The organism is Actinoplanes sp. NPDC051494, assembly GCF_044454705.1.
In the GTDB taxonomy this organism is placed as follows: domain Bacteria; phylum Actinomycetota; class Actinomycetes; order Mycobacteriales; family Micromonosporaceae; genus Actinoplanes.
On record NZ_JBITDZ010000017.1, the window covers coordinates 47585 to 66174 of the forward strand.

General features: G+C 71.7%; 17 protein-coding genes and 1 pseudogene. 11 read left to right on the forward strand and 7 right to left on the reverse strand.

Annotated elements, in window-relative coordinates; all coding sequences use genetic code 11:
* Nucleotides 1-86 precede the first annotated feature (86 nt).
* Both ACIA6A_RS39080 and ACIA6A_RS39085 read left to right on the forward strand, forming a co-directional pair.
* Nucleotides 87-1049, forward strand: coding sequence for a LysR family transcriptional regulator (locus ACIA6A_RS39080; RefSeq protein ID WP_396103171.1), 963 nt, complete (start codon nucleotides 87-89; stop codon nucleotides 1047-1049).
* Nucleotides 1050-1088: 39 nt separating this feature from the next.
* Complete coding sequence (locus tag ACIA6A_RS39085) at nucleotides 1089-1445, forward strand: PRC-barrel domain-containing protein (RefSeq protein WP_396103172.1); 357 nt, start codon at nucleotides 1089-1091, stop codon at nucleotides 1443-1445.
* A 181-nt stretch (nucleotides 1446-1626) separates the two neighbouring features.
* Here the strand turns inward: ACIA6A_RS39085 and ACIA6A_RS39090 are convergent, their stop codons facing one another.
* Nucleotides 1627-2388 carry a pectate lyase gene (locus ACIA6A_RS39090; protein ID WP_396103173.1) on the reverse strand — a complete coding sequence of 254 codons (762 nt, stop codon included), beginning with the start codon at nucleotides 2386-2388 and terminating at the stop codon, nucleotides 1627-1629.
* Nucleotides 2389-2781: 393 nt separating this feature from the next.
* Between ACIA6A_RS39090 and ACIA6A_RS39095 the strand changes: the two are divergent.
* A pseudogene (locus ACIA6A_RS39095) lies at nucleotides 2782-3771 on the forward strand (RNA polymerase sigma factor); the annotation flags it as partial.
* On the opposite strand, the gene ACIA6A_RS39100 reads toward ACIA6A_RS39095, so the two are convergent.
* Complete coding sequence (locus ACIA6A_RS39100) at nucleotides 3759-4271, reverse strand: hypothetical protein (protein ID WP_396103174.1); 513 nt, start codon at nucleotides 4269-4271, stop codon at nucleotides 3759-3761. The pseudogene ACIA6A_RS39095 and the gene ACIA6A_RS39100 overlap by 13 nt on opposite strands.
* Before the next feature lie 59 nt (nucleotides 4272-4330).
* On the opposite strand from ACIA6A_RS39100, the gene ACIA6A_RS39105 reads away from it, so the two are divergent.
* From ACIA6A_RS39105 to ACIA6A_RS39125, 5 genes are all read left to right on the forward strand, one after another.
* On the forward strand, nucleotides 4331-5572 hold the full coding sequence (locus ACIA6A_RS39105) for a hypothetical protein (protein WP_396103175.1): 1242 nt from the start codon (nucleotides 4331-4333) through the stop codon (nucleotides 5570-5572).
* A 78-nt stretch (nucleotides 5573-5650) separates the two neighbouring features.
* Nucleotides 5651-6211, forward strand: coding sequence for an acyl-CoA thioesterase (locus ACIA6A_RS39110; RefSeq protein WP_396103176.1), 561 nt, complete (start codon nucleotides 5651-5653; stop codon nucleotides 6209-6211).
* Nucleotides 6212-6241: 30 nt separating this feature from the next.
* Nucleotides 6242-6673, forward strand: coding sequence for a hypothetical protein (locus tag ACIA6A_RS39115; RefSeq protein ID WP_396103177.1), 432 nt, complete (start codon nucleotides 6242-6244; stop codon nucleotides 6671-6673).
* Nucleotides 6674-6734: 61 nt separating this feature from the next.
* Entirely contained in the window at nucleotides 6735-7040 is a 306-nt protein-coding gene (locus tag ACIA6A_RS39120; protein WP_396103178.1) for a GlsB/YeaQ/YmgE family stress response membrane protein, read from the forward strand.
* Nucleotides 7041-7220: 180 nt separating this feature from the next.
* Entirely contained in the window at nucleotides 7221-10139 is a 2919-nt protein-coding gene (locus ACIA6A_RS39125; RefSeq protein WP_396103180.1) for an AfsR/SARP family transcriptional regulator, read from the forward strand.
* A 91-nt stretch (nucleotides 10140-10230) separates the two neighbouring features.
* Here the strand turns inward: ACIA6A_RS39125 and ACIA6A_RS39130 are convergent, their stop codons facing one another.
* Together ACIA6A_RS39130 and ACIA6A_RS39135 are read right to left on the reverse strand one after the other, a co-directional pair.
* Nucleotides 10231-12018: a flavin-containing monooxygenase gene (locus ACIA6A_RS39130; RefSeq protein ID WP_396103181.1), complete on the reverse strand. Its 1788-nt coding sequence runs from the start codon at nucleotides 12016-12018 to the stop codon at nucleotides 10231-10233.
* Between the two features lie 343 nt (nucleotides 12019-12361).
* On the reverse strand, nucleotides 12362-13159 hold the full coding sequence (locus tag ACIA6A_RS39135) for an alpha/beta fold hydrolase (protein WP_396103182.1): 798 nt from the start codon (nucleotides 13157-13159) through the stop codon (nucleotides 12362-12364).
* 389 nt (nucleotides 13160-13548) lie between these two features.
* Here ACIA6A_RS39135 and ACIA6A_RS39140 point away from each other — a divergent pair, with 389 nt between their 5' ends.
* The 3 genes from ACIA6A_RS39140 to ACIA6A_RS39150 all read left to right on the forward strand — a co-directional run bounded on the left by ACIA6A_RS39140 (nucleotide 13549) and on the right by ACIA6A_RS39150 (nucleotide 15626).
* Entirely contained in the window at nucleotides 13549-14274 is a 726-nt protein-coding gene (locus ACIA6A_RS39140; protein WP_396103183.1) for a hypothetical protein, read from the forward strand.
* The gene (locus tag ACIA6A_RS39145) at nucleotides 14271-14618 is read left to right on the forward strand and encodes a transcriptional regulator (protein WP_396103185.1); all 348 of its coding nucleotides are present in this window, start codon (nucleotides 14271-14273) and stop codon (nucleotides 14616-14618) included. The genes ACIA6A_RS39140 and ACIA6A_RS39145 overlap by 4 nt, the downstream gene beginning before the upstream one ends.
* A gap of 429 nt (nucleotides 14619-15047) precedes the next feature.
* A complete protein-coding gene (locus ACIA6A_RS39150) occupies nucleotides 15048-15626 on the forward strand; it encodes a TetR/AcrR family transcriptional regulator (RefSeq protein WP_396103186.1) in 579 nt (192 codons plus the stop codon).
* 24 nt (nucleotides 15627-15650) lie between these two features.
* On the opposite strand, the gene ACIA6A_RS39155 is transcribed toward ACIA6A_RS39150, so the two are convergent.
* From ACIA6A_RS39155 to ACIA6A_RS39165, 3 genes are all read right to left on the reverse strand, one after another.
* The gene (locus ACIA6A_RS39155; RefSeq protein WP_396103187.1) at nucleotides 15651-16379 is read right to left on the reverse strand and encodes a helix-turn-helix transcriptional regulator; all 729 of its coding nucleotides are present in this window, start codon (nucleotides 16377-16379) and stop codon (nucleotides 15651-15653) included.
* 41 nt (nucleotides 16380-16420) lie between these two features.
* Nucleotides 16421-17935, reverse strand: coding sequence for a PEP/pyruvate-binding domain-containing protein (locus ACIA6A_RS39160; RefSeq protein ID WP_396103188.1), 1515 nt, complete (start codon nucleotides 17933-17935; stop codon nucleotides 16421-16423).
* Between the two features lie 80 nt (nucleotides 17936-18015).
* The gene (locus ACIA6A_RS39165) at nucleotides 18016-18588 is read right to left on the reverse strand and encodes a transcriptional regulator (protein ID WP_396103189.1); all 573 of its coding nucleotides are present in this window, start codon (nucleotides 18586-18588) and stop codon (nucleotides 18016-18018) included.
* Nucleotides 18589-18590: the final 2 nt, after the last annotated feature.

The following is an 18590-nucleotide window of genomic DNA, read 5'->3' on the forward strand; positions in this document are numbered from 1 at the left end:
GCCCAGGGGTGGTGAGGTGGGCGGGACGCCTTGATTTCACATGCGTGTACTTACGGCGGTCATGGCGGACGGCCTACGGTCGATCGGTGGACATCGATCTGCGTCATCTCCGGGTCGTGCGGGCGATCGCCGACGCGGGCAGTGTGAACAAGGCCGCCGCGGTGCTGCGGGTGGCTCAGCCCGCGCTGACCACGCAACTGCAGCGGATCGAGCGGAGCCTCGGCGGCGCGCTCTTCGTCCGCGAGCGCAGCGGCGTGCGGCCCACCCCGCTGGGCGACATGGTGCTGGCCCGCGCCCGGATCCTGATCCCGGCCCTGCACGAGCTGCAGACCGAGGCGAGCGGCATGGTGCGGGCCGGCCGGGTGGCCAGCTTCCGGATCGGGGCCACCAACGGCCCGGTGACCGGCGGCCTCGTGCAGCGGCTCACCGCGAACCGGCCGGAGTCGCACATCACCGTGCACGCCACCTGGTCGGCGGACGAGATCGCCGGCCTCGTGCGCGCCGGCCGGCTCGACTTCGCCCTGGTCGGGTCGTGCGGGGAGTCGGTACCCATGCCGGGCAACGGGCTGGTGTGGCGCACGGTGTGCGTCGATCCGGTATGGGCGCTGCTGCCGTCGGCCCACCCGCAGGCCGGGCGGGCCGAGATCCCGCTCGGGGACCTGGCCGGGGAGCGGTGGGCGGCCGCGCCCGGGGACGGGTGCTTCACCGCCTGCTTCGCGGCGGCGTGCGCCCGGGCGGGCTTCGCCCCGCAGCCGTGCCTGGAGATGGACGTGGGCGGTGTCTTCGACCTGGTCGCGGCCGGGACCGCGGTCGCGCTCTGCCAGGGCACCGTACGTGACGTGCCCGGCGTCACGGCCGTCGCGATAGCCGGTTCCCCGCTGCGGTGGCGGCATCTGCTCGGCTGGGACCCGGCGGGCGCCGCGGTGGCCGCCGCACCGGACGTGCTCGGCCTGGCGGTGCAGTCGTACCGGGGGATCCTCGACCAGCGGCCGAGGTACACGGCGTGGCTCGAGGCCCATCCCGGGTTCGGTGCACACGGTGGTGATTGAGACGGTTTCGGCAGGTGGGGCGCGGGGCACTCGCTGGGCATGTTTCCCGCAGAGAACCTCCGTGACTGGCGTGGCGAGAAGGTCATCGACCCCGAGGACGGCAAGATCGGCGAGCTGGAGGCGGTGTACGTCGACACCGCCACCGACGAGCCGGCGTTCGCCACCGTGAAGGTCGGCATGCTGGGCCGGACCCGGCTGGTGTTCGTGCCGCTGGCCGGTGCGACCGTGACGCCCAAGGCGGTCCGGGTCCGCTACGCGAAGAAGCTCGTCGGCGACGCGCCGCACATCGACACCGACGGTGAGCTGACCGCGGCCGAGGAGCCGGCGGTCTTCGCCCACTACGAGATCCCGTACGTGACGGGTGCGGCCGGGGAACGCCGCCTGGCCCGCCGCTGACGGTTTGCCGGCCTCGGCGATGATGGCCCGATGGAGCCGGACGCGATTGCCGCGCTGACCGGCCCGGCGGTGCACCTGGCGGAGTTGCTGGACCCGGGCCCCCGATGAGTCGCGGCGGCCCGGGCCGATAGGACTGCTGCCCGGTAGGACTACTGCCCGGTTGAGCTACCGCCCGGTGGAGCTACTGAACGGTGACGCCGGAGGCGACGCAGGTGGTGCCGTCGGGCTCGGTGGCGATCTTGACCGGTTCCGCGCCGGTGTCGTTGCCCTCGAAGAGCTCGCAGACGTGCACGTCCCCGGCGCCGGATCCGGTGATGGTGATGTCCGACAGGGTGACCCGGTCGCCGAGGTTGGCGTTGACGCCGGCCAGGACCTTGCCCGGGGCGGTCGCGGTCACGTTCTCGATGGTCACCGTCCGGGCCGCCTGCTCGTCGCAGTTGCCGCAGGAGCGGTACAACTTGCCGAAGTCGCGGACCGCGAAGTTGCGGATGGTGACCGAGCCGCCGGCCGTACGGTTGTCCTGGAAGACCTTGTCGGTGCCACTGGCCGCCGATCCGCCCTCGATGAGCACGGTGGCGTTCGAGCCGCGGAACGTGGCGGCGTCCTCGCCGACGTCCTCCCACGTCACGTCGCGCAGCGTGCAGCTGCCGGCGCAGTGCACGCCGTCGGCGGCGGGGGAGCCGAGCACGACATCGGTGAGGGTGGCGCCGTCGGCGAGTTCGAACAGCGCGTCCTGGCCCTCGGCCTGGCCGCCGTCGCCGAGGTCGCCGCCGCCGATGAAGCGCTTGCCGCCACCGTCGAAGACGCCGTCGACCTGGATCGAGGCGGTGACCACCTCGTCGCCGTCGGCCGCCGATGCGAACTGGGTCGTCACCGTCGCGGCCACCACTGCCACCAGGGCTGCCCCGACTGCGAGCATGCGGGTCGTTCTCTTGCGCGCCACGTGTATCTCCTGCGTCCGGGCGGCCCGCCGTTCACGGGTCGCTGGGGCAGTACACGGATCCGACGGCCGAACGGATCTACGAGGATTGTTTACTTCTATCCCGCTCCATCGGCGTAGGTGCTTCCCACGGCGATCACCGGCATCTGTCATGAAGCTGTGCCCTGAATCGTTCTCACCGGCCCGCTGGAGTGCGGGAACCGGGGTCGGAGCGGCTACAATGGGCGTGCTCGTGCGCCCGGCCGAGCACGAGGTGGCCTCTCCGCGGGAAGTCGCGCTCCTGCGATGCCCTGCGAGACCATCCTGGGAGTGGCCATGACCGTCACAGGTACCGACGCTTCGACCGACACCGATCCCCCCACGGGCTCCGCACCTGAGCCCGACGCCGACTCCGGCGACTTCGCCTGGGACGAGCAGGAATCCGCGTCGCTGGTGCAGGCTCGCGCCGAGGCGCAGCTCGTCGCGTCGACGGACGCCGTCCGTGCTTATCTCAAGCAGATCGGCCGCGTCCCGCTGCTCAACGCGGAGCAGGAGGTCGAGATCTCCAAACGGATCGAGGCCGGCCTGTACGCCACCGAGCTCCTGCGCGCCGCCGAGACCGGCGAGAGCGGTGAGATCGCCCGCGAACGCCAGCGCGACCTGTTGTGGGTCGCCCGCGACGGCGAGCGCGCCAAGTCGCACCTGCTCGAGGCCAACCTGCGCCTCGTCGTCTCGCTCGCCAAGCGCTACACCGGCCGTGGCATGGCGTTCCTGGACCTCATCCAGGAGGGCAACCTCGGTCTGATCCGCGCGGTGGAGAAGTTCGACTACACCAAGGGCTTCAAGTTCTCGACGTACGCGACGTGGTGGATCCGCCAGGCCATCACCCGCGCCATGGCCGACCAGGCCCGCACCATCCGCATCCCGGTGCACATGGTCGAGGTCATCAACAAGCTCGGCCGCATCCAGCGTGAGCTGCACCAGGACCTGGGCCGCGAGCCCACCCCGGAGGAGCTCGCCAAGGAGATGGACATCACCCCGGAGAAGGTGCTGGAGATCCAGCAGGTCGCCCGGGAGCCGCTCTCGCTCGACCAGACCATCGGTTCCGAGGGTGACGCCCAGGTCGGCGACTTCATCGAGGACAGCGAAGCGGTCGTCGCGCTCGACGCGGTCAGCTTCAGTCTCCTGCAGAACGAGCTGGAGTCGGTGCTCGCCACGCTCACCGAGCGCGAGGCCGGCGTGGTCCGGCTGCGCTACGGCTTCAAGGACGGCAAGCCCCGCACGCTGGACGAGATCGGCCAGGTCTACGGCGTGACCCGCGAGCGGATCCGCCAGATCGAGTCGAAGACGATGTCCAAGTTGCGGCACCCGGCCCGTTCCCAGGCCCTGCGCGACTACCTCTCCTGAAACGCGCCCGCGACCGTGGGGCGATGGGCATCGAGCAGCTCCCACAGCGCCGGGTGCTGCTCGGCGGTCGCGGCGACGACCGGGTCCGTGCCGTGCAGGAACGCCAGATGCCGGCACGCGTGCGCCACGACATCGGCGTCCCCGACGCGCTCCGGTGACGGGGTCAGCGGGTCCGCGCCCGCGGCGGGCGGCCGCCCGGCCCCGCGCAGCACCGTCGCGGTCCACGGCTCGGGATCCGGCAGGGCCGCGTACGTCAGCACGATCCGCCCCTCGGCGAAGCGCCACGACGTGGAGTGCAGCAGCCCGTCCGGGCCCACGCCGGCCAGCTCGCGGGCCGCGGCGTCGGGATGCTCGCCGCCCGACAGCCCGCGCCGCGCGGCGCGATAGGTGACCTGGGCATCGACGCTACCCAATACAAAGGTCTCGACGACGACGGCGGAGCCTGGCACGATCGGCTCATCGGCGGTCGGCGGCGTTGCCGACGGATGACGAAGATCCACTCAGCCATGGTGTAGCAATTGCCAAGCATTGGCAACAGACCACACGTGCGAGGGGTTAGATGACGCTGCTGGCGATCATGGGTTCCGGCGAGACCAGCCCGACGATGGTCAGTGTCCACCGCCGCCTCGCCGCACCGCTGCCGGCCGGCGCGTCCGCGATCCTGCTCGAGACGCCCTACGGCTTCCAGGAGAACGTCGCCGACATCTCCGCGAAGGCGTGCGGCTACTTCGCCACGAGTGTCTCGCTCGACGTCGCCGTCGCGCCCGGGCTCCGCACGGTGGACCCGGCGCCGGACACCGATCGGGGCCTGGCGGCCGTACGGTCCGCGGACTGGGTGTTCTCCGGCCCCGGCAGCCCCACCTATGCGATGGACTGCTGGCGCTCCCACCCGGTCGGGCAGGCACTGCGGGACCGCCTGGCCCGGCCCGGCGGCGTCACCGTGCTGGCCTCGGCGGCCGCGGCGACCCTGGGCCGGTGGGCGGTCCCCGTCTACGAGATCTACAAGGTCGGCGCGCCGGCCCACTGGGTCGCGGGGCTGGACCTGATGAGCCGGCTCGGCCTGCCGGTCGCGGTGATCCCGCACTACGACAACACCGAGGGCGGCACCCACGACACCCGCTTCTGCTACCTCGGCGAACGCCGCCTGCGCACGATGGAGGCGATGCTGCCGGCCGAGGCCGCGGTGCTCGGCGTCGACGAACACACCGCGATGATCATCGACCAGGACACCGGCGCCCTCGAGGTCGTCGGCCGGGGCCGCGTGACGGTACGCCGCTCCGGCGCCGGCACCGTCCTGCCCGCCGGAACCGTCACCACGCTGACCCACCTGCGGGCGCTGACCCGGGGCGACCCGGGCACGTGGGCCGCACCAATCCGGTCGGCGCCGCCCCCGGCCGCGGCGACGGTCACCGTCAGCGAGATCGCGGTGCGGTGCGAGCGGCGGTTCGAGGAGGCGCTCGCGCGGCGGGACGCGGCCGGCCTCGGTCAGGCGGTGCTCGACCTCGAGGTGGCCGTACGCGAGTGGAGTGCCGACACCGAACAGGACGACGGTGCGGTGCAGGCCGCCGCGGTGCTGCGGACGCTGATCGTACGGCTGGCCGGGGTCGCGCAGCGCGGCCTCGCCGACCCCGTCACGGTCCTGGCCCCGGTGGTCGATCCGCTGGTGGCCTGGCGCGACCGGCTGCGCGCCGCGGGCGACTTCACCGGCGCCGACGACGTCCGTGCCGCGCTGACCGCCGTGGGCGTGGTGCTGCGCGACACCCCGGACCGGACCCGCTGGTCGCTGCGGCCGGCCGCCTGATCCCGCGTTCAGGCGATCTGGGTCACTTCCGGGTCTGTCGCGCCACTCGCGGCAATCGCCGGCTGCGACGCTGGGCGCATGCATGCAGTCGGGGACGGGCGCCCGCCGTCGGCGTCCGAGGTGACGCTGTCACAGATCATGGACCAGCACGACACCAACCTCATGGGTACGGTGCACGGCGGCCGGATCCTGCTCCTGATCGACTCCGTGGCCGGGGTGGTCGCGGCCCGGCACTCCGACGGGCCCGCCGTCACCGCGGCCATGGACGAGACCGCGTTCCTGCAGGCCGTCCGCGTCGGTGACGTCGTGCACGTGCAGGCCCGGATCACCTGGGCCGGCCGCAGCTCGATGGAGGTGGCCGTCAAGGTGACCGCCGACCGGTGGGACCGGGCCGTCCCGGCGACCACGGTGGCCACGTCGCACCTGGTCATGGTCGCGGTCGACGACGAGGGCAAACCCCGTGGCGTGCCGGCGTTGCTGCCGGAGACCGACGACGACCGCCTGCAGTTCCGCCGCGCCGAGATCCGCCGCCGGCACCGCCTGGCCCTGCGGCAGGCCCTCGCCGACTCCGCCGGGGAGTTCCCGCCGGTCCCCGACGTCCCGGCACCGGGCGGCCCTGTGCCGAGCGGCCCCGCATAGGCGCGGCCCGGCTGGTTACCCTCGTCCGTGATGGACTCCTCCACGCCGGCCCGCGCGCACCAGGTCATGAACGAGCTGACCTGGGACCTCGGCCATGTCACCGACCCCGCCATCGCCGACGCCCTGCGCCTGCACGCCGCCGCGCACCGGCTCGCGGCCAGCTGTGACCAGCTGCTCGGCACGGCGCTCGGTGAGGCCGACCACGCTGCCGAACGGCCGCCCACCGTGGACCGGCTCATCGCCGCGCTGACCGCGTTCGCCCAGGCCGACCCGCTGGAACGCGGGCGGCTCGCCCCGGCGCTGGCCGATCTGGCCCGCTGGGTCCTCGCCACCGAACGGGGCTGGGCCATGCTGGAGACCGGCCTGCCGGCGGCGGAACTCGCCCGCGAGTACGGCATCACCCCGGGTGCGGTCCGTTCGGCGATGTCCCGGGTCCTGCCGGCGCCGCGCGACGACGTTTGAGCCCTCCCGGCCGGCGGGCATGGACAGCACCGACGATCATCGAAGCCGGGAGGTGCATTCTATGCACGCACAGGACTATGTGGCCGCCGTCATCTTCGGCGCGATCATCGGCGTCGTCGCCCGCATCCTGCTGCCCGGCCGTCAGCGCATCGGCGTGATCCTCACCGTGCTGATCGGCATGGGCGCCGCGGTGGCCGGCACCTGGGCCGCCGACCGCTGGAACCTGCACAGCGACCATCTGCTCGACGTCGCCGGCCGCACGTTCGACTGGCTGGTCCTCGCCGTCCAGGTCGGCATCGCCATCGTCGGCGTCGCGATCGCCGCGGTCCTCGCCCGGGCGTTCTCCACCGAGAAGGCCGAGAACTGACGCTCCGGCGCTGGGGTTCACCCGTGAGTACCACCGCCATCTCGGAGTGCCACCGATGCGGGCGGGTGCTCACGGCGTACCGGATGATGTCGGCTTTCCGTCTTGTGATCACGGGCGGTGACTGTCGTCGGCGGCGGCGCGACGAGCAATGATGTAAGCCGACCCGGGGAGGGGGACGGCTTGTACTTCAGTGTGCTGGGACCGGTGCGGGTGTGGCTCGACGACGGCGAGGTGCAGGTCGGCCCCCGTCAGCAGCGGCTGCTGCTCGCCCTGCTGCTGGCCCACGCCGGCGAGCCGGTGTCCCTGGGTGCGGCCGTCGACCTGCTGTGGGGCCAGGAACCGCCCACGAGCGCGGTCAACATCGTGCACCGGCACATCGGCACGCTGCGCCGGATCCTGGAACCCGGCCTGGCCGAGCGGCAGGCCGGCCGGGTGCTGCTGCGCGAGGCCGGCACGTACCGGATGGACGTCGACGCCGGCAGCCTCGACCTGCTGCGGTTCCGGGAGACCCTCGGCGACGCCCGGGCGGCCGACCGCGACGGCGACCCGGCGCGGGCCGTGCGGGCCTTCGCGGAAGCGCTCGCACTGTGGCGGGCGCCGGCCGCCGCCGGTCTGCCCGCCGAGGCACAGGGCCATCCGGTGTTCGCCGCACTGGACCGCGAACGTCTCGCCGCCGTCAAGGAGTTCGCGGACGTGGCGCTGCGGGCCAGCACGGTGACGCCGGCGCTGACCGAGCTGCAGGGCCTCGCTGAGCTGTACCCGCTGGACGAACCATTACAGGCCCGGCTGATCCTCGCCCTGTGGTCCACCGGTCATCAGGCCGAGGCGCTCGACGCCTACCGGCGGTCCCGGTCCCGGCTGGCCGCCCAGCTCGGCGTCGACCCGGGCGTGGAGCTCGCCGCGGCGGGGGAACGCGTGCTCAGCGGTGAGCCGCTGCCCGTACCTTCCGCCGCCCAGCCTTCTGCCGCCCAGCCTTCCGCCCCTCAGCCTTCTGCCGCCCAGCCTTCTGCCGCCCAGCCTTCCGCCGCCCGCATCTCTGCCGCCCCCACCTCGCCCGTTCCGGCGCAGCTGCCGAATGATCTGCCGGCGTTCTCCGGGCGGGAGAACGAACTCGCCCGGCTGCTCGCCCTGCTCTCCGGCGCCGCCGAACGTCCCGGCACCGTGCTGATCAGCGCGATCGGCGGCATGGCCGGGATCGGCAAGACCACACTGGCGGTGCACCTGGCCCACCGGGTCGCCGCCCGGTTCCCCGACGGCCAGCTGTATGTGAATCTGCGCGGGTTCGACCCGTCCGGCCCGGCCCTCGACCCGGCCGTGGCGCTGCACGGCTTCCTCGAGGCACTGGGCGTCGTGGCGGTGCCCGCCGGGCTGGAGGCCCAGGCGGCACTCTTCCGCAGCATGCTGGCCGGCCGGCGGATGCTGATCCTGCTCGACAACGCCCGCGACGCCGACCAGGTCCGGCCGCTGCTGCCCGGGTCGGCCGGCTGCCTGGTGCTGGTGACCAGCCGCAACCAACTGTCCGCACTGGTCGCGACCGAGGGCGCCGCCCCGCTCACCCTGGACCTGGTGTCCCACGCGGAGGCCCGGGAATTCCTCACCCACCGCCTCGGCGCCGACCGGGTCGCCCGCGAGCCACGCGCGGTCGACGAGATCGCCGCCCGGTGCGGCCGGCTGCCGCTCGCCCTGGCCGTCATCGCCGCCCGGGCCGCGATGAACCCCTCGTTCACGCTGACGGCCGTCGCCCAGGAGCTCGGCACCACCGCGGACCGGCTCGACGCGTTGCGCGTCCCCGGCACCGGCACCGACCTGCGGGCGGTCTTCTCCTGGTCCTACGCGGCGCTCGGCCCGGACGCCGGCCGGCTGTTCCGGGTGCTGGCCGGGCACCCCGGCCCGGACATCTCGCTGGCGGCGACCGCCAGCCTCGCCGGGATCCCGGTGCGGCGGGCCCGCGTCCTGATCGCCGAGCTGACCCACGCCTGCCTCGTCACCGAACACCTGCCCGGCCGGTTCGTGCTGCACGACCTGCTCCGGCTGTACGCCGCCGAGCTCGCCGAGGACATCGACCAGCCGGGGGAGCGGGAAGCCGCCCGCCGCCGCGTCCAGGACCATTACCTGCACACCGCGGCGGACGCCGCCGCCCGGTACTCCCGGACCATCGTCCCGGTCGAACTCCCGCCGGCCGAACCGGGCGTCACCGTGGAACCCATCGCGGACCGGCCCCGGGCACTAGCCTGGTTCCACGACGAGCATCTCGTGCTGCGCGAGATCCTGCGCCAGTCCGCCGCGACCGGGCAGCACCGGCACACCTGGCAGCTGGTCTGGAGCCTGGAATTCTTCTTCGACCGGCTCGGCCACTGGGCGGAGGCGGAAGTCTTCGCCCGGATGGCGGTCACCGCGGCCGCCGCCCTGCACGACCCGGTCGCCGGCGCGCACGCCCACTACAGCCTCGGCCGCGCGTTCAACCTGCTCCGCAACGACGACGGCGCCCGTACCCAGCTGCAGCACGCCCTCGATCTGTTCGAACGCACCGGCAACCGCTACGGCCAGAGCGACGTCCGGCTCTACCTCGGCTGGGTAGCCGAACGCCTCGGCGCCTACGAGGAAGGATTGCACCACAGCCGGCGGGCCCTCGACCTCTACCAGGACATGGGCCACCGCCTCGGCGAGGCCATGGCGTTCAACGCGATCGGCAACCTGCTCAGCGAGATGGGCGACCCGGCCGCGGCGCTGCCCTACTGCCGGCAGGCGCTGCGCCTCTTCCAGGAACTCGAGGACCGCCACGGCGAGGCCGCCGCCCTCGACAGCCTCGGCTATACCCTGCACCGGCAGGGCGACTACTCCGAGGCCATCACCCACTACACCGCCGGCCTCGACCTGTTCCGGGAAGCCGGTGCCCGTCACTTCGAGGCTGTGGTCCTCGACCACCTCGGCGATTCCTGGCAGCACCTGGGCGAACCCGGCACCGCCCGCAAGGCCTGGCGGGACGCCGTGATCATCTACACCGGGTTCGACCGCCCGGCCGCCGCCCGCATCCAGGCCAAACTCGACGAGACCCCCCGGGCCCTGCCGGCCGGCCCCCTGATCGGCAAGCTCCGCTAGCCACCGGCCGAGCTTCCGCCCGGGAGGAACTGCGCCACGCAGAAACGGCCGTCCGGACCGGACGCTGTCTCGTTCGAACCGCCGAGTTCGCTCATTCCGCGTCCACGAGCACATCGTCCATGCCGCCGGAGGCCCGCCACTGGCGTAGCAATGCGTGGAAGGCGACCGGCCCGGGCCCGTACGAGTTGCTGACCGGTCGTGGCCTGCCCTCGTTGTTGTAGTAGCCCGGCGTGCATTCGGCCTGGAACCGGTAGTTGTCCGGGGCGACCTCGCGGATCGTCGCCACCCAGTCGGCCTCGGCCTGCGCGCTCGGCTCGATCCAGCGGGCCTTGCGGTCCCGGGCCGCGCCGACGAGTTCGCCGATGTGGGTGGCCTGTTCCTGCAGGACGTGCACGAAGTTCACCGACGCGGCGTTCTGCAGGGAGCCGAGGTGGAACAGGTTGGGGAAGCCGTGGCTGTAGAAACCGTGCAACGTACGCGGTCCCTTGCTCCATGATTCGAGCAGTGTCTGTCCGCCACGACCATGAACGGGCAGCCGTCCGGACACCACTCCTGACACACCGACCTCGAAACCGGTGGCGAAGATGACGCAGTCGACCTCGTACTCGTGGTCGCCGACGACGACGGACGTCTCGGTCATCCGTTCGATGCCGCCGTGGTCGGCGGTGTCGACCAGCGTGACGTTCGGCCGGTTGAACGTCTGCAGGTACAGGTCGCTGAACGCGGGCCGTTTGCACATGTAGCGGTACCACGGCTTGAGCAGTTCGGCGGTGGCCGGATCGTGGACGACCTCGTCGACGCGGGCCCGCAGTTCGTTCATCTTCGCGAAGTCGGCGAGCTCGTCGAGGCGCTCGCGCTCAGAAAGCGACAGCTCGGTGTCGGAACTGCCGGTCATCATCTGGCGTTGCAACCGTGCGGTGCTCGTCCAGCCGTCACCGATGAGGTCCTCGTCGGCGTGCCCGCCGGTCACGATCGTCAGGAAGTTCTCCATCCGCCGCCGCTGCCAGCCCGGCGTCAGCGACGCGGCCCACTCCGGGTCGGTGGGACGATTCGCGCGTACGTCCACCGAGGACGGCGTGCGCTGGAAGACGTACAGCTGCCCGGCGTCGCGACCGAGGTGCGGGATGACCTGGATGCCGGTGGCGCCGGTGCCCACGACGCCGACCCGTCGGCCGGCGAGTCCCCGCAGGCCGCCGTCCTGATCGCCGCCGGTGTAGCCGTAGTCCCAGCGACTGGTGTGGAACGTGTGCCCGCGGAACGTCTCGATGCCCGGGATGCCGGGAAGTTTGGGCTGGGTGAGCGTTCCGCTCGACATCACCACATAGCGAGCGCGCATGCGATCACCGCGGTTTGTCTCCAGCGTCCACTCCGCGGCGTCCTCGTCCCAGCGCATCGACGTCACCCGGGTCTGGAAACAGGCGTCGCGATACAGGTCGAACTGCCGCGCGATCGCCATGGCGTGCCGGCGGATCTCCTCGCCCGGTGCGTACCGCATGCTCGGCACGGTGCCCACCTCTTCGAGCAACGGCAGATAGATGTACGACTCGATGTCGCAATGGACACCCGGATAGCGGTTCCAGTACCACGTACCACCGACGTCCCCGGCCTCCTCGATGACGCGGATGTCCTCGACGCCGGCCTGGCGCAGCCGGGCGCCGGTGAGCAGGCCGCCGAATCCGCCGCCGATCACGGCCACCTCGACCCGGTCGGTCAACGGTTCGCGCTCCACCGGATCCGTGTACGGGTCGTCGGCGTAGTAGCCGAACTCACCGAGGGTCCGCTGGTACTGCGCGTTGCCGTCCGGCCGGATCCGGCGGTCACGCTCGGCCCGGTACCTCGCGCGCAGGGTGTCCGGATCAAACGGTGCTGAGGTGGACATGGAGCCCCTTCGCGAGTGTGGACTTTGGGCGCCTTCGTCCCACCCGAGCTAACCGACCCCGGCAATCTAAGTCAAGTGCTTGAAATCGGCGAGGAGTCCGACACCGTCGGAATCGGCCGCCGGGAAAGGGCAGGACATCGTGTCGACCGCGTCCGCGCCGACCCCCGTCGCTCTCGCTGCCGGGGACGATCGGGTGCCCGTTCGATCCGCCGCCCGGCCTGCGGGAGAATGCGCCCCGCCCTGCGTCGAGACCCGGAGACCACTGTGGACACAGCCCGGTCCTGCCCGCCACCTGGTGACCGTGCGGCTGCCGGGCCGGCAGCCGGCCCGGCAGCCAGGGGGGTCAGCGTGCGGCGGCCTCGATGATCCTGGTGACGGCGTCCGGGTGGCTGACCATGGCGGCGTGCGAGGAGTTGATCTCCGTGGTGTGCGACCCGGCCCGCTTCGCCATGAAACGCTCCAGGTCGGGAGCGATCGCCTTGTCCTGCTTCGCCACGAGGTACCACGACGGTACGGTCTTCCACGTCGCGACGGTCGCCGGCTCAGCGAACGCGGCCGCGTCGAGCGGCCGCTGGGTGGCGGCCATGTCGGCGGCGGTCCCGGCCTTGACGTCCGCGGCGAACTCGGCCCGGAACGCGGACGGCTTGATGTACAGATCGGTGCCCCCGGCGGTCGGCACCTGGTCCAGCGTCAGGGGAGGAATCGGGTGGTCGACCTCCGTCGCACCCAGGGCGCCGAGACTCTCACCCGCGTCGGGGACGAAAGCGGCGACGTAGACCAGCGACTTCACGTTGCTGTTGCCCGCGGCCGCGGCGCTGATGACGGCACCGCCGTACGAGTGTCCGACCAGCACGACCGGCCCGCTGATCGTGCTGACGAGGCTCCGCACCGACGCGGCGTCCGAGGCGATGCCGCGCAGCGGGTTGGCGGCGGCCCGTACCGGATAACCGTCCTCGCGGAGCCGGGCGACCACCCCGTTCCATCCCGACGAATCCGCGAACGCTCCGTGCACGAGCACGACGGTCGGCTTCGGCCGGTGATGCTGTGCAGCGTCGGCGGGCATCGCGACGGCGAGCCCGGCGGTGACCAGGGCAGCGGCGGTGACGCCGATGATCGCCTTGCGGCGGGTGACGTGGGACATGAATGCGGCCTCCAGGTAGAACGAACGTTCTTTCTGCTGGGGTGAAGCTTGCCGGGCGGCGCTTGCCCCTGTCAAGAACGAACGTTCTTTCTCCTGCCCTGCGTGATTCTTTATGCCCGCTCCTTGGCTGCTCACGGCCGCTTCGTGCCAGAAAGAACGAACGTTCTATCTGGTACGACGGCAGGTCCTTCCCGAATGTCGGCGCTACTGATAGCGGGACGGCATCCCGGACCGCTCGCCGCACACGCGCGGTGACGGTGTCGGAGGCTTCTGTGGCGGGTCCGGATGCTCGGCGGCGACCGGGCCCGCGTGAAAGTTTCGCGAAGTGACCACCTGATGTTGTCGGCTAAACGCTGGCGCAAATAGGTTTGCTGTGGAAACCTATTGCCATGACCACCGACTCGCTGCCCGCCGGCGATGATCCCCGGCGCCTCCTCCTCGACATTCGCAACCTGACCGGCCGCGTGCGCCGCGATCAGCGCCTGACCTATGTGGCGCTGCTGGTCCTGGCCGCGGTCACCTTCGTGGCGATCCCCTTCGACTGGCTCTTCATGAAGGTGGATTGCGCCGGCGACGGCTGCACGTTCGCGCGCCGGGGAATGCTCTACTACTGGCCGCCCGCGCTCCTGCTCGCCTATGGGGCGATCGCGGTCAGCTATGTGCGGGCCGCCCGCGCGCGAGGGCTGGGCGCCCGCGTGCTGCCGTACACGATCGCCGGGGCCGTGACTGTCGTGGTGTTCACGGCCGCGTACACGGCGGCGGCCGCCTATTTCCCGGCCCACCCGCCCTTCGGCAGTGGTCCGCTTCCGTTCTGGTGGATCGTGCTGGACCGGCTGATCGCACCGTGGGGCCTGATCGGGCTCGCCCTGCTCGTGCTGGCCCGCCTCGAACGCAACGTCGCGCTGCTGGCGTTCACGCTGAGCTACCTGGTATTGGTACTGCTGGTGTTGCCGACAACCGATGGCATGGACCTCCCGGGCTGGGCCGTGCCGTCGTTCATGTCCGGGGCGAACACGCAGCTCCGGCTGTCGATGGCACCGTCCCAGCTCATCATCGGCGCCGCGCTGCTGGTCGGCGGGATCGCCTTCTCCAAGGCGCACCGGAGTCAGCGGTGACCGCCGGCACCGACACCCCGGACCCGACCGGCCACCCCACCACCGGCCTGGACGAGGTCGTGCACCAGCGGATACGGCTGGGCATCCTCGCGATCGCGCACGAGGCGCGGCGGGTCGAGTTCGGCTACCTGCGTACCCATCTCGAACTGACCGCCGGCAACCTCTCCAAACACCTGAGCGTGCTGGAGGCGGCCGGCCTGGTCGACATCGAGAAGGGCTACCAGGGCAAGCGTGCCCGCACGTGGATCACCCTCACCGCCCCGGGGAACGCCGCCCTCGCCGAGGAGATCGGCCGCCTCAAGACGCTGATCGCCCGCGTCGAGAACACCGCCGAGGACCGCTGACCCCGAGCGGCCGCCACCTGCTCGCCGCCGCCCTTCCCGCCCAGCCGCTTGCTGCGGGGGCCGCCCGGCCGCTTGCTGCGGGGGCCGCCCGGCCGCTTGTCGCTGGGGCCGCGGGCCGCTTGCCGCGGGGCCTGGCCCGGCTGCTTGCCGCGGGGTCCGTCCGGCTTCGTGCCGCGGGGCCCGCCCGGCCGCTTGTCGCTGGGGCCGCGGGGCCGCTTGCCGCCGGGCCCGCCCGGCCGCTTGTCGTCGTCGGCCTCGCCTCGGCCGCGCCGTCTCGCGTTGCCTGCGCCGACCGGCCCGTACCTGATCAGCACCATTTCCCTGTGCCTGATAGCCACGTCGCGCCCAGTTGTCCGCGCCGAGCCCGAGCCCACCCGCCGCCCCGTTCCGCCCAGCAAGAACGAACGTTCTGTCTGCTAAGCTCGCCCCATGCCCACCGCCACCTCAGAACCCCGCGAACGCCTGCTCCGCAAGGCCGCGGACCTCTTCTACGCCGAGGGGATCTCCCGGGTCGGCGTCGACCGGATCATCGGCGAGGCCAAGGTCACCCGGGCCACGTTCTACCGGCATTTCCCGGGCAAGGACGATCTCGTGCTCGCCTACCTGCTGGATGAGGACGCCCGGATCCGGACCGCGGTGACCGGCGCCATCGAGTCGGGAGCGGAGCCCGGCGACGTGCTGCGGGGGATCGGTTCGGGGATCGGGGGACAGATCTGTCAGCCCCGGTTCCGCGGCTGCCCGTTCATCAACGCCGCCGCCGAGTATCCGAACCCCGGCGAGCCCGTGCACCGGGCGGTCACGGACCATCGGGAGTGGTTCCTGCGTACGGTGACGGATCTGATGCGCAAGCACCGCGAAGCCGGCGCCGAGGAGAGCGGCCGCCGTTACCTGATGTTGCGCGACGGCGCGATGGTCTCCGGTTATCTGGAGAACCCGCAGGTCGCCGCCGAGACGTTGATGGCCGGCATCGAAGATCTGCTCAGCCCGCGGTCAGCGCCGGCAGCCTGAGTCCAACCGCGATCGAGGATCTGCTCAATCCGCCGTCAACGACAGCAGCGTGAGCGCGTCGCCGCTGGGTGAGCCCAGCGGCGCGGTCGCGACGATCAGCTGCTGCCCGGGCGCATCGCGCACGTCGAGCGTCTGGTGGGCGAGCTCGAGCCGGCCGACCTCGGGATGATCGATGGTCTTGTATGTGGCGCTCCGCCCGGTCACCGCACGATCGTCCCAGAGCATCGCGAACGCCGCGCTCTCCCGGACCAGCCGCCCGACCAGCCCGCTGACCTCCGGATGGACCGGCCGCTGCCCGGCCGCGATCCGCAACGCGCTGACCGCCGCCCGGGCCACGATCTCCCAGTCGACGAAGTAGCGCCGCGCCTCGGGATCCAGGAACAGGAACGGCACAGGCTGGGACGCGAGCTGCCGCGGCCCGATCAGCGCCTCGGCGGTCGGGTTCGCGGCGAGCACCCGCAGGGCCGGATTCACCACGTACGCGGCGGCGTGCGGGAAAGCGTTCATCAGCCGCAACAGCTCCGGCCCGACCTCCTGCCCCCGACAGGCGATCCGGTAGGCCCGCCGCCGCTCATCCGGGCCCAACCGCAGCGCCCGGCAGATCGCGTCGATCATCTGAGCCGGCGGTGGCGGCTCGCGCCCCTGCTCGAGCCGGGCATAGTGATCGGCGCTGACCCCGGCGAGCGCGGCGACCTCGTCCCGGCGCACGTCGCGGTCCCGCTGCGCGCGCAGGAAGTCTCCGAAGGAGGACATACTCCGAGGCTACATGCCACGAAACCCCAGGCCAGAGACGATCATGTGGGTCCACGAAGGAGGTCGGCCCACCCGAGCAGACGGTCCAGGTCGGGACCACCCCCATCCGGTACGACGTGAGCGAACCCCACCGCGACCTCCCCACTCGTACCGTCGATCGTGATCGTGGTGCCCTCAGCGACGATCCGCCCGCCGGCCAGCACCCGTCCGCTGTCAGCATCCACGCGCAGCCCGGAAGCGGACACGACCGCGGGCATCCCCATGGCCCGGGCGACCACAGCGGCATGACTGGCCGGCCCGCCCCGGGCGGTGACCACCCCGGCCGAGACAGCAAGCCCCCGCACATCAAGCGGCGACGTGAACGGCCGCACCAAAATGATCGCGCCGGTGTCATAGGTCTGCGCGTTCTGACCAAAGGAGCGCGGAGGGGTGTCGCCGGTTGCCGCTTTGCCGGCGGTGGCGTGCGTAGGAGTGTCGCTGGTTGCCGTTTTCCTGGCGGTGGCGTGCGGAGGAGTGTCGCTGGTTGCCGCTTTGCCGGCGGTGGCGTGCGTAGGAGTGTCGGCGGTTGCCGCTTTCCTGGCGGTGGCGTGCGTAGGAGTGTCGCTGGTTGCCGTTTTCCTGGCGGTGGCGTGCGTAGGAGTGTCGCTGGTGGCCGTTTTCCTGGCGGTAGTGCGCGTAGCGGTGTCGTTTGTTGTCGCATTTTGACCGGCCATGCGCACGGCGGATTCCGCGCTCGTCGCGACGCGTCCGGTGACGACGCCGGGGGAGGCGCCGATACCCCGGACAAGGATGTCGGCGCCGCCGGCGATCCGCCGGACCTGTGCCAGCCGCACATCCTCCGAAGTGATCCTCCCGACCGCAGCAGCCCGGCTGATGATCCCCTCGTCAGCCAGGTCCACCGCGACCCGCACAGCCGCCCGCCCGACCAACCCACCGGGCCGGACCTGCAGAAACCACAACCGCCCAGCCTCCACCGTGAACTCCACATGGCAGACATCGCGGTAGTGCCTCTCGAGCATCCGCAGCGCCGGGGTGAGCTCCGCCCAGACCCCGGGTGCCCACGCGGCCAGGTCCGCAAGCGGCCGGGTCAGCGCCGTCCCCGACACGACATGGTCCCCCCGGTGCCCGAACGCGACCTCCCCGTAGGGCACCGGCTCGCCAGTGGCCGGATCGCGACTGAACGCAACACCGCTGCCGCTGCAATTGTCGCGGTCGCCGTACACCATGGTCTGCACGACAACCGCGGTGCCCGGATCGTCTGGCATCGCGTGCAGCATTCTGTACGTCTGTGCGCGCGGGGTGTTCCACGACGCGAAGACGGCCGCAACCGCTTCGGTGATACCGCCTCGCACGTCGACGTCGAGGATCGTGTCCATCATGCCCGGCATGGAAACGGCGGCACCTGAGCGAACGGACACCCGGGACGTGGCGAGACGAGCAATCGCGCTGTCCAGTTCCTGGTCGAATCCGGCGGGAAACCGTCCGTCGCGCAGGAAAGCCCGGCAGGCCGCCGTGCTGATCGCGAACCCGGCCGGCACGCTCAGGCCGAGCCGCATCAGGACGGTCAGCCCGTGGCCCTTGCCGCCGATGACGTCCGCGCCCGCCGTGGAATCGGCCGTGAGCGGATGGACCCAGCTCACGACGACCGAGGGATGCCGAGTGTGACGAGCAGGTCCTCATGCAGCTGGAACCAGACCGCATGATACGAATCCAGACTGTCCGCCAGGTGCTCGAACGCTCCGGCCCGGGCCCGCTCCAACGCCGCACCGAGCCGCGTCCGGTACCGCGCGAACCGGGGAAGTGCCGCGGCCAGATCGGCAATGACCCCCGCAGCCCGCTGATCGAAAACGCCGAAACCCGCCAGCACCCGTGAGCGTTCAACCGTCCGCAACTGCCAAACCGTACACAGATCGAGCAGTTCCGCATTCAGAACGACAAATTCCCCGTACGCGGCACCGACCGACTCTCCGGCCCCGGCCGCCGCCAGCTCCTCGGTCACCCGCGCCGCGTCCACCTCCTTGCCGGCCTCGGTGACGCCCCACCCACTGAAATCACCCGGCAGATAGGTGACCAGCCCGCTGACCGCAAGATCGAGCAATGTGGACTCCACATCGCCCTCCGCCAGCCCGCACGCCCCGGCCACCCGAGGCAGTCCGGCCCATCCCATGCACCGCAACGCATGCAGCACCATCAGCTCATCCGATGTCACCG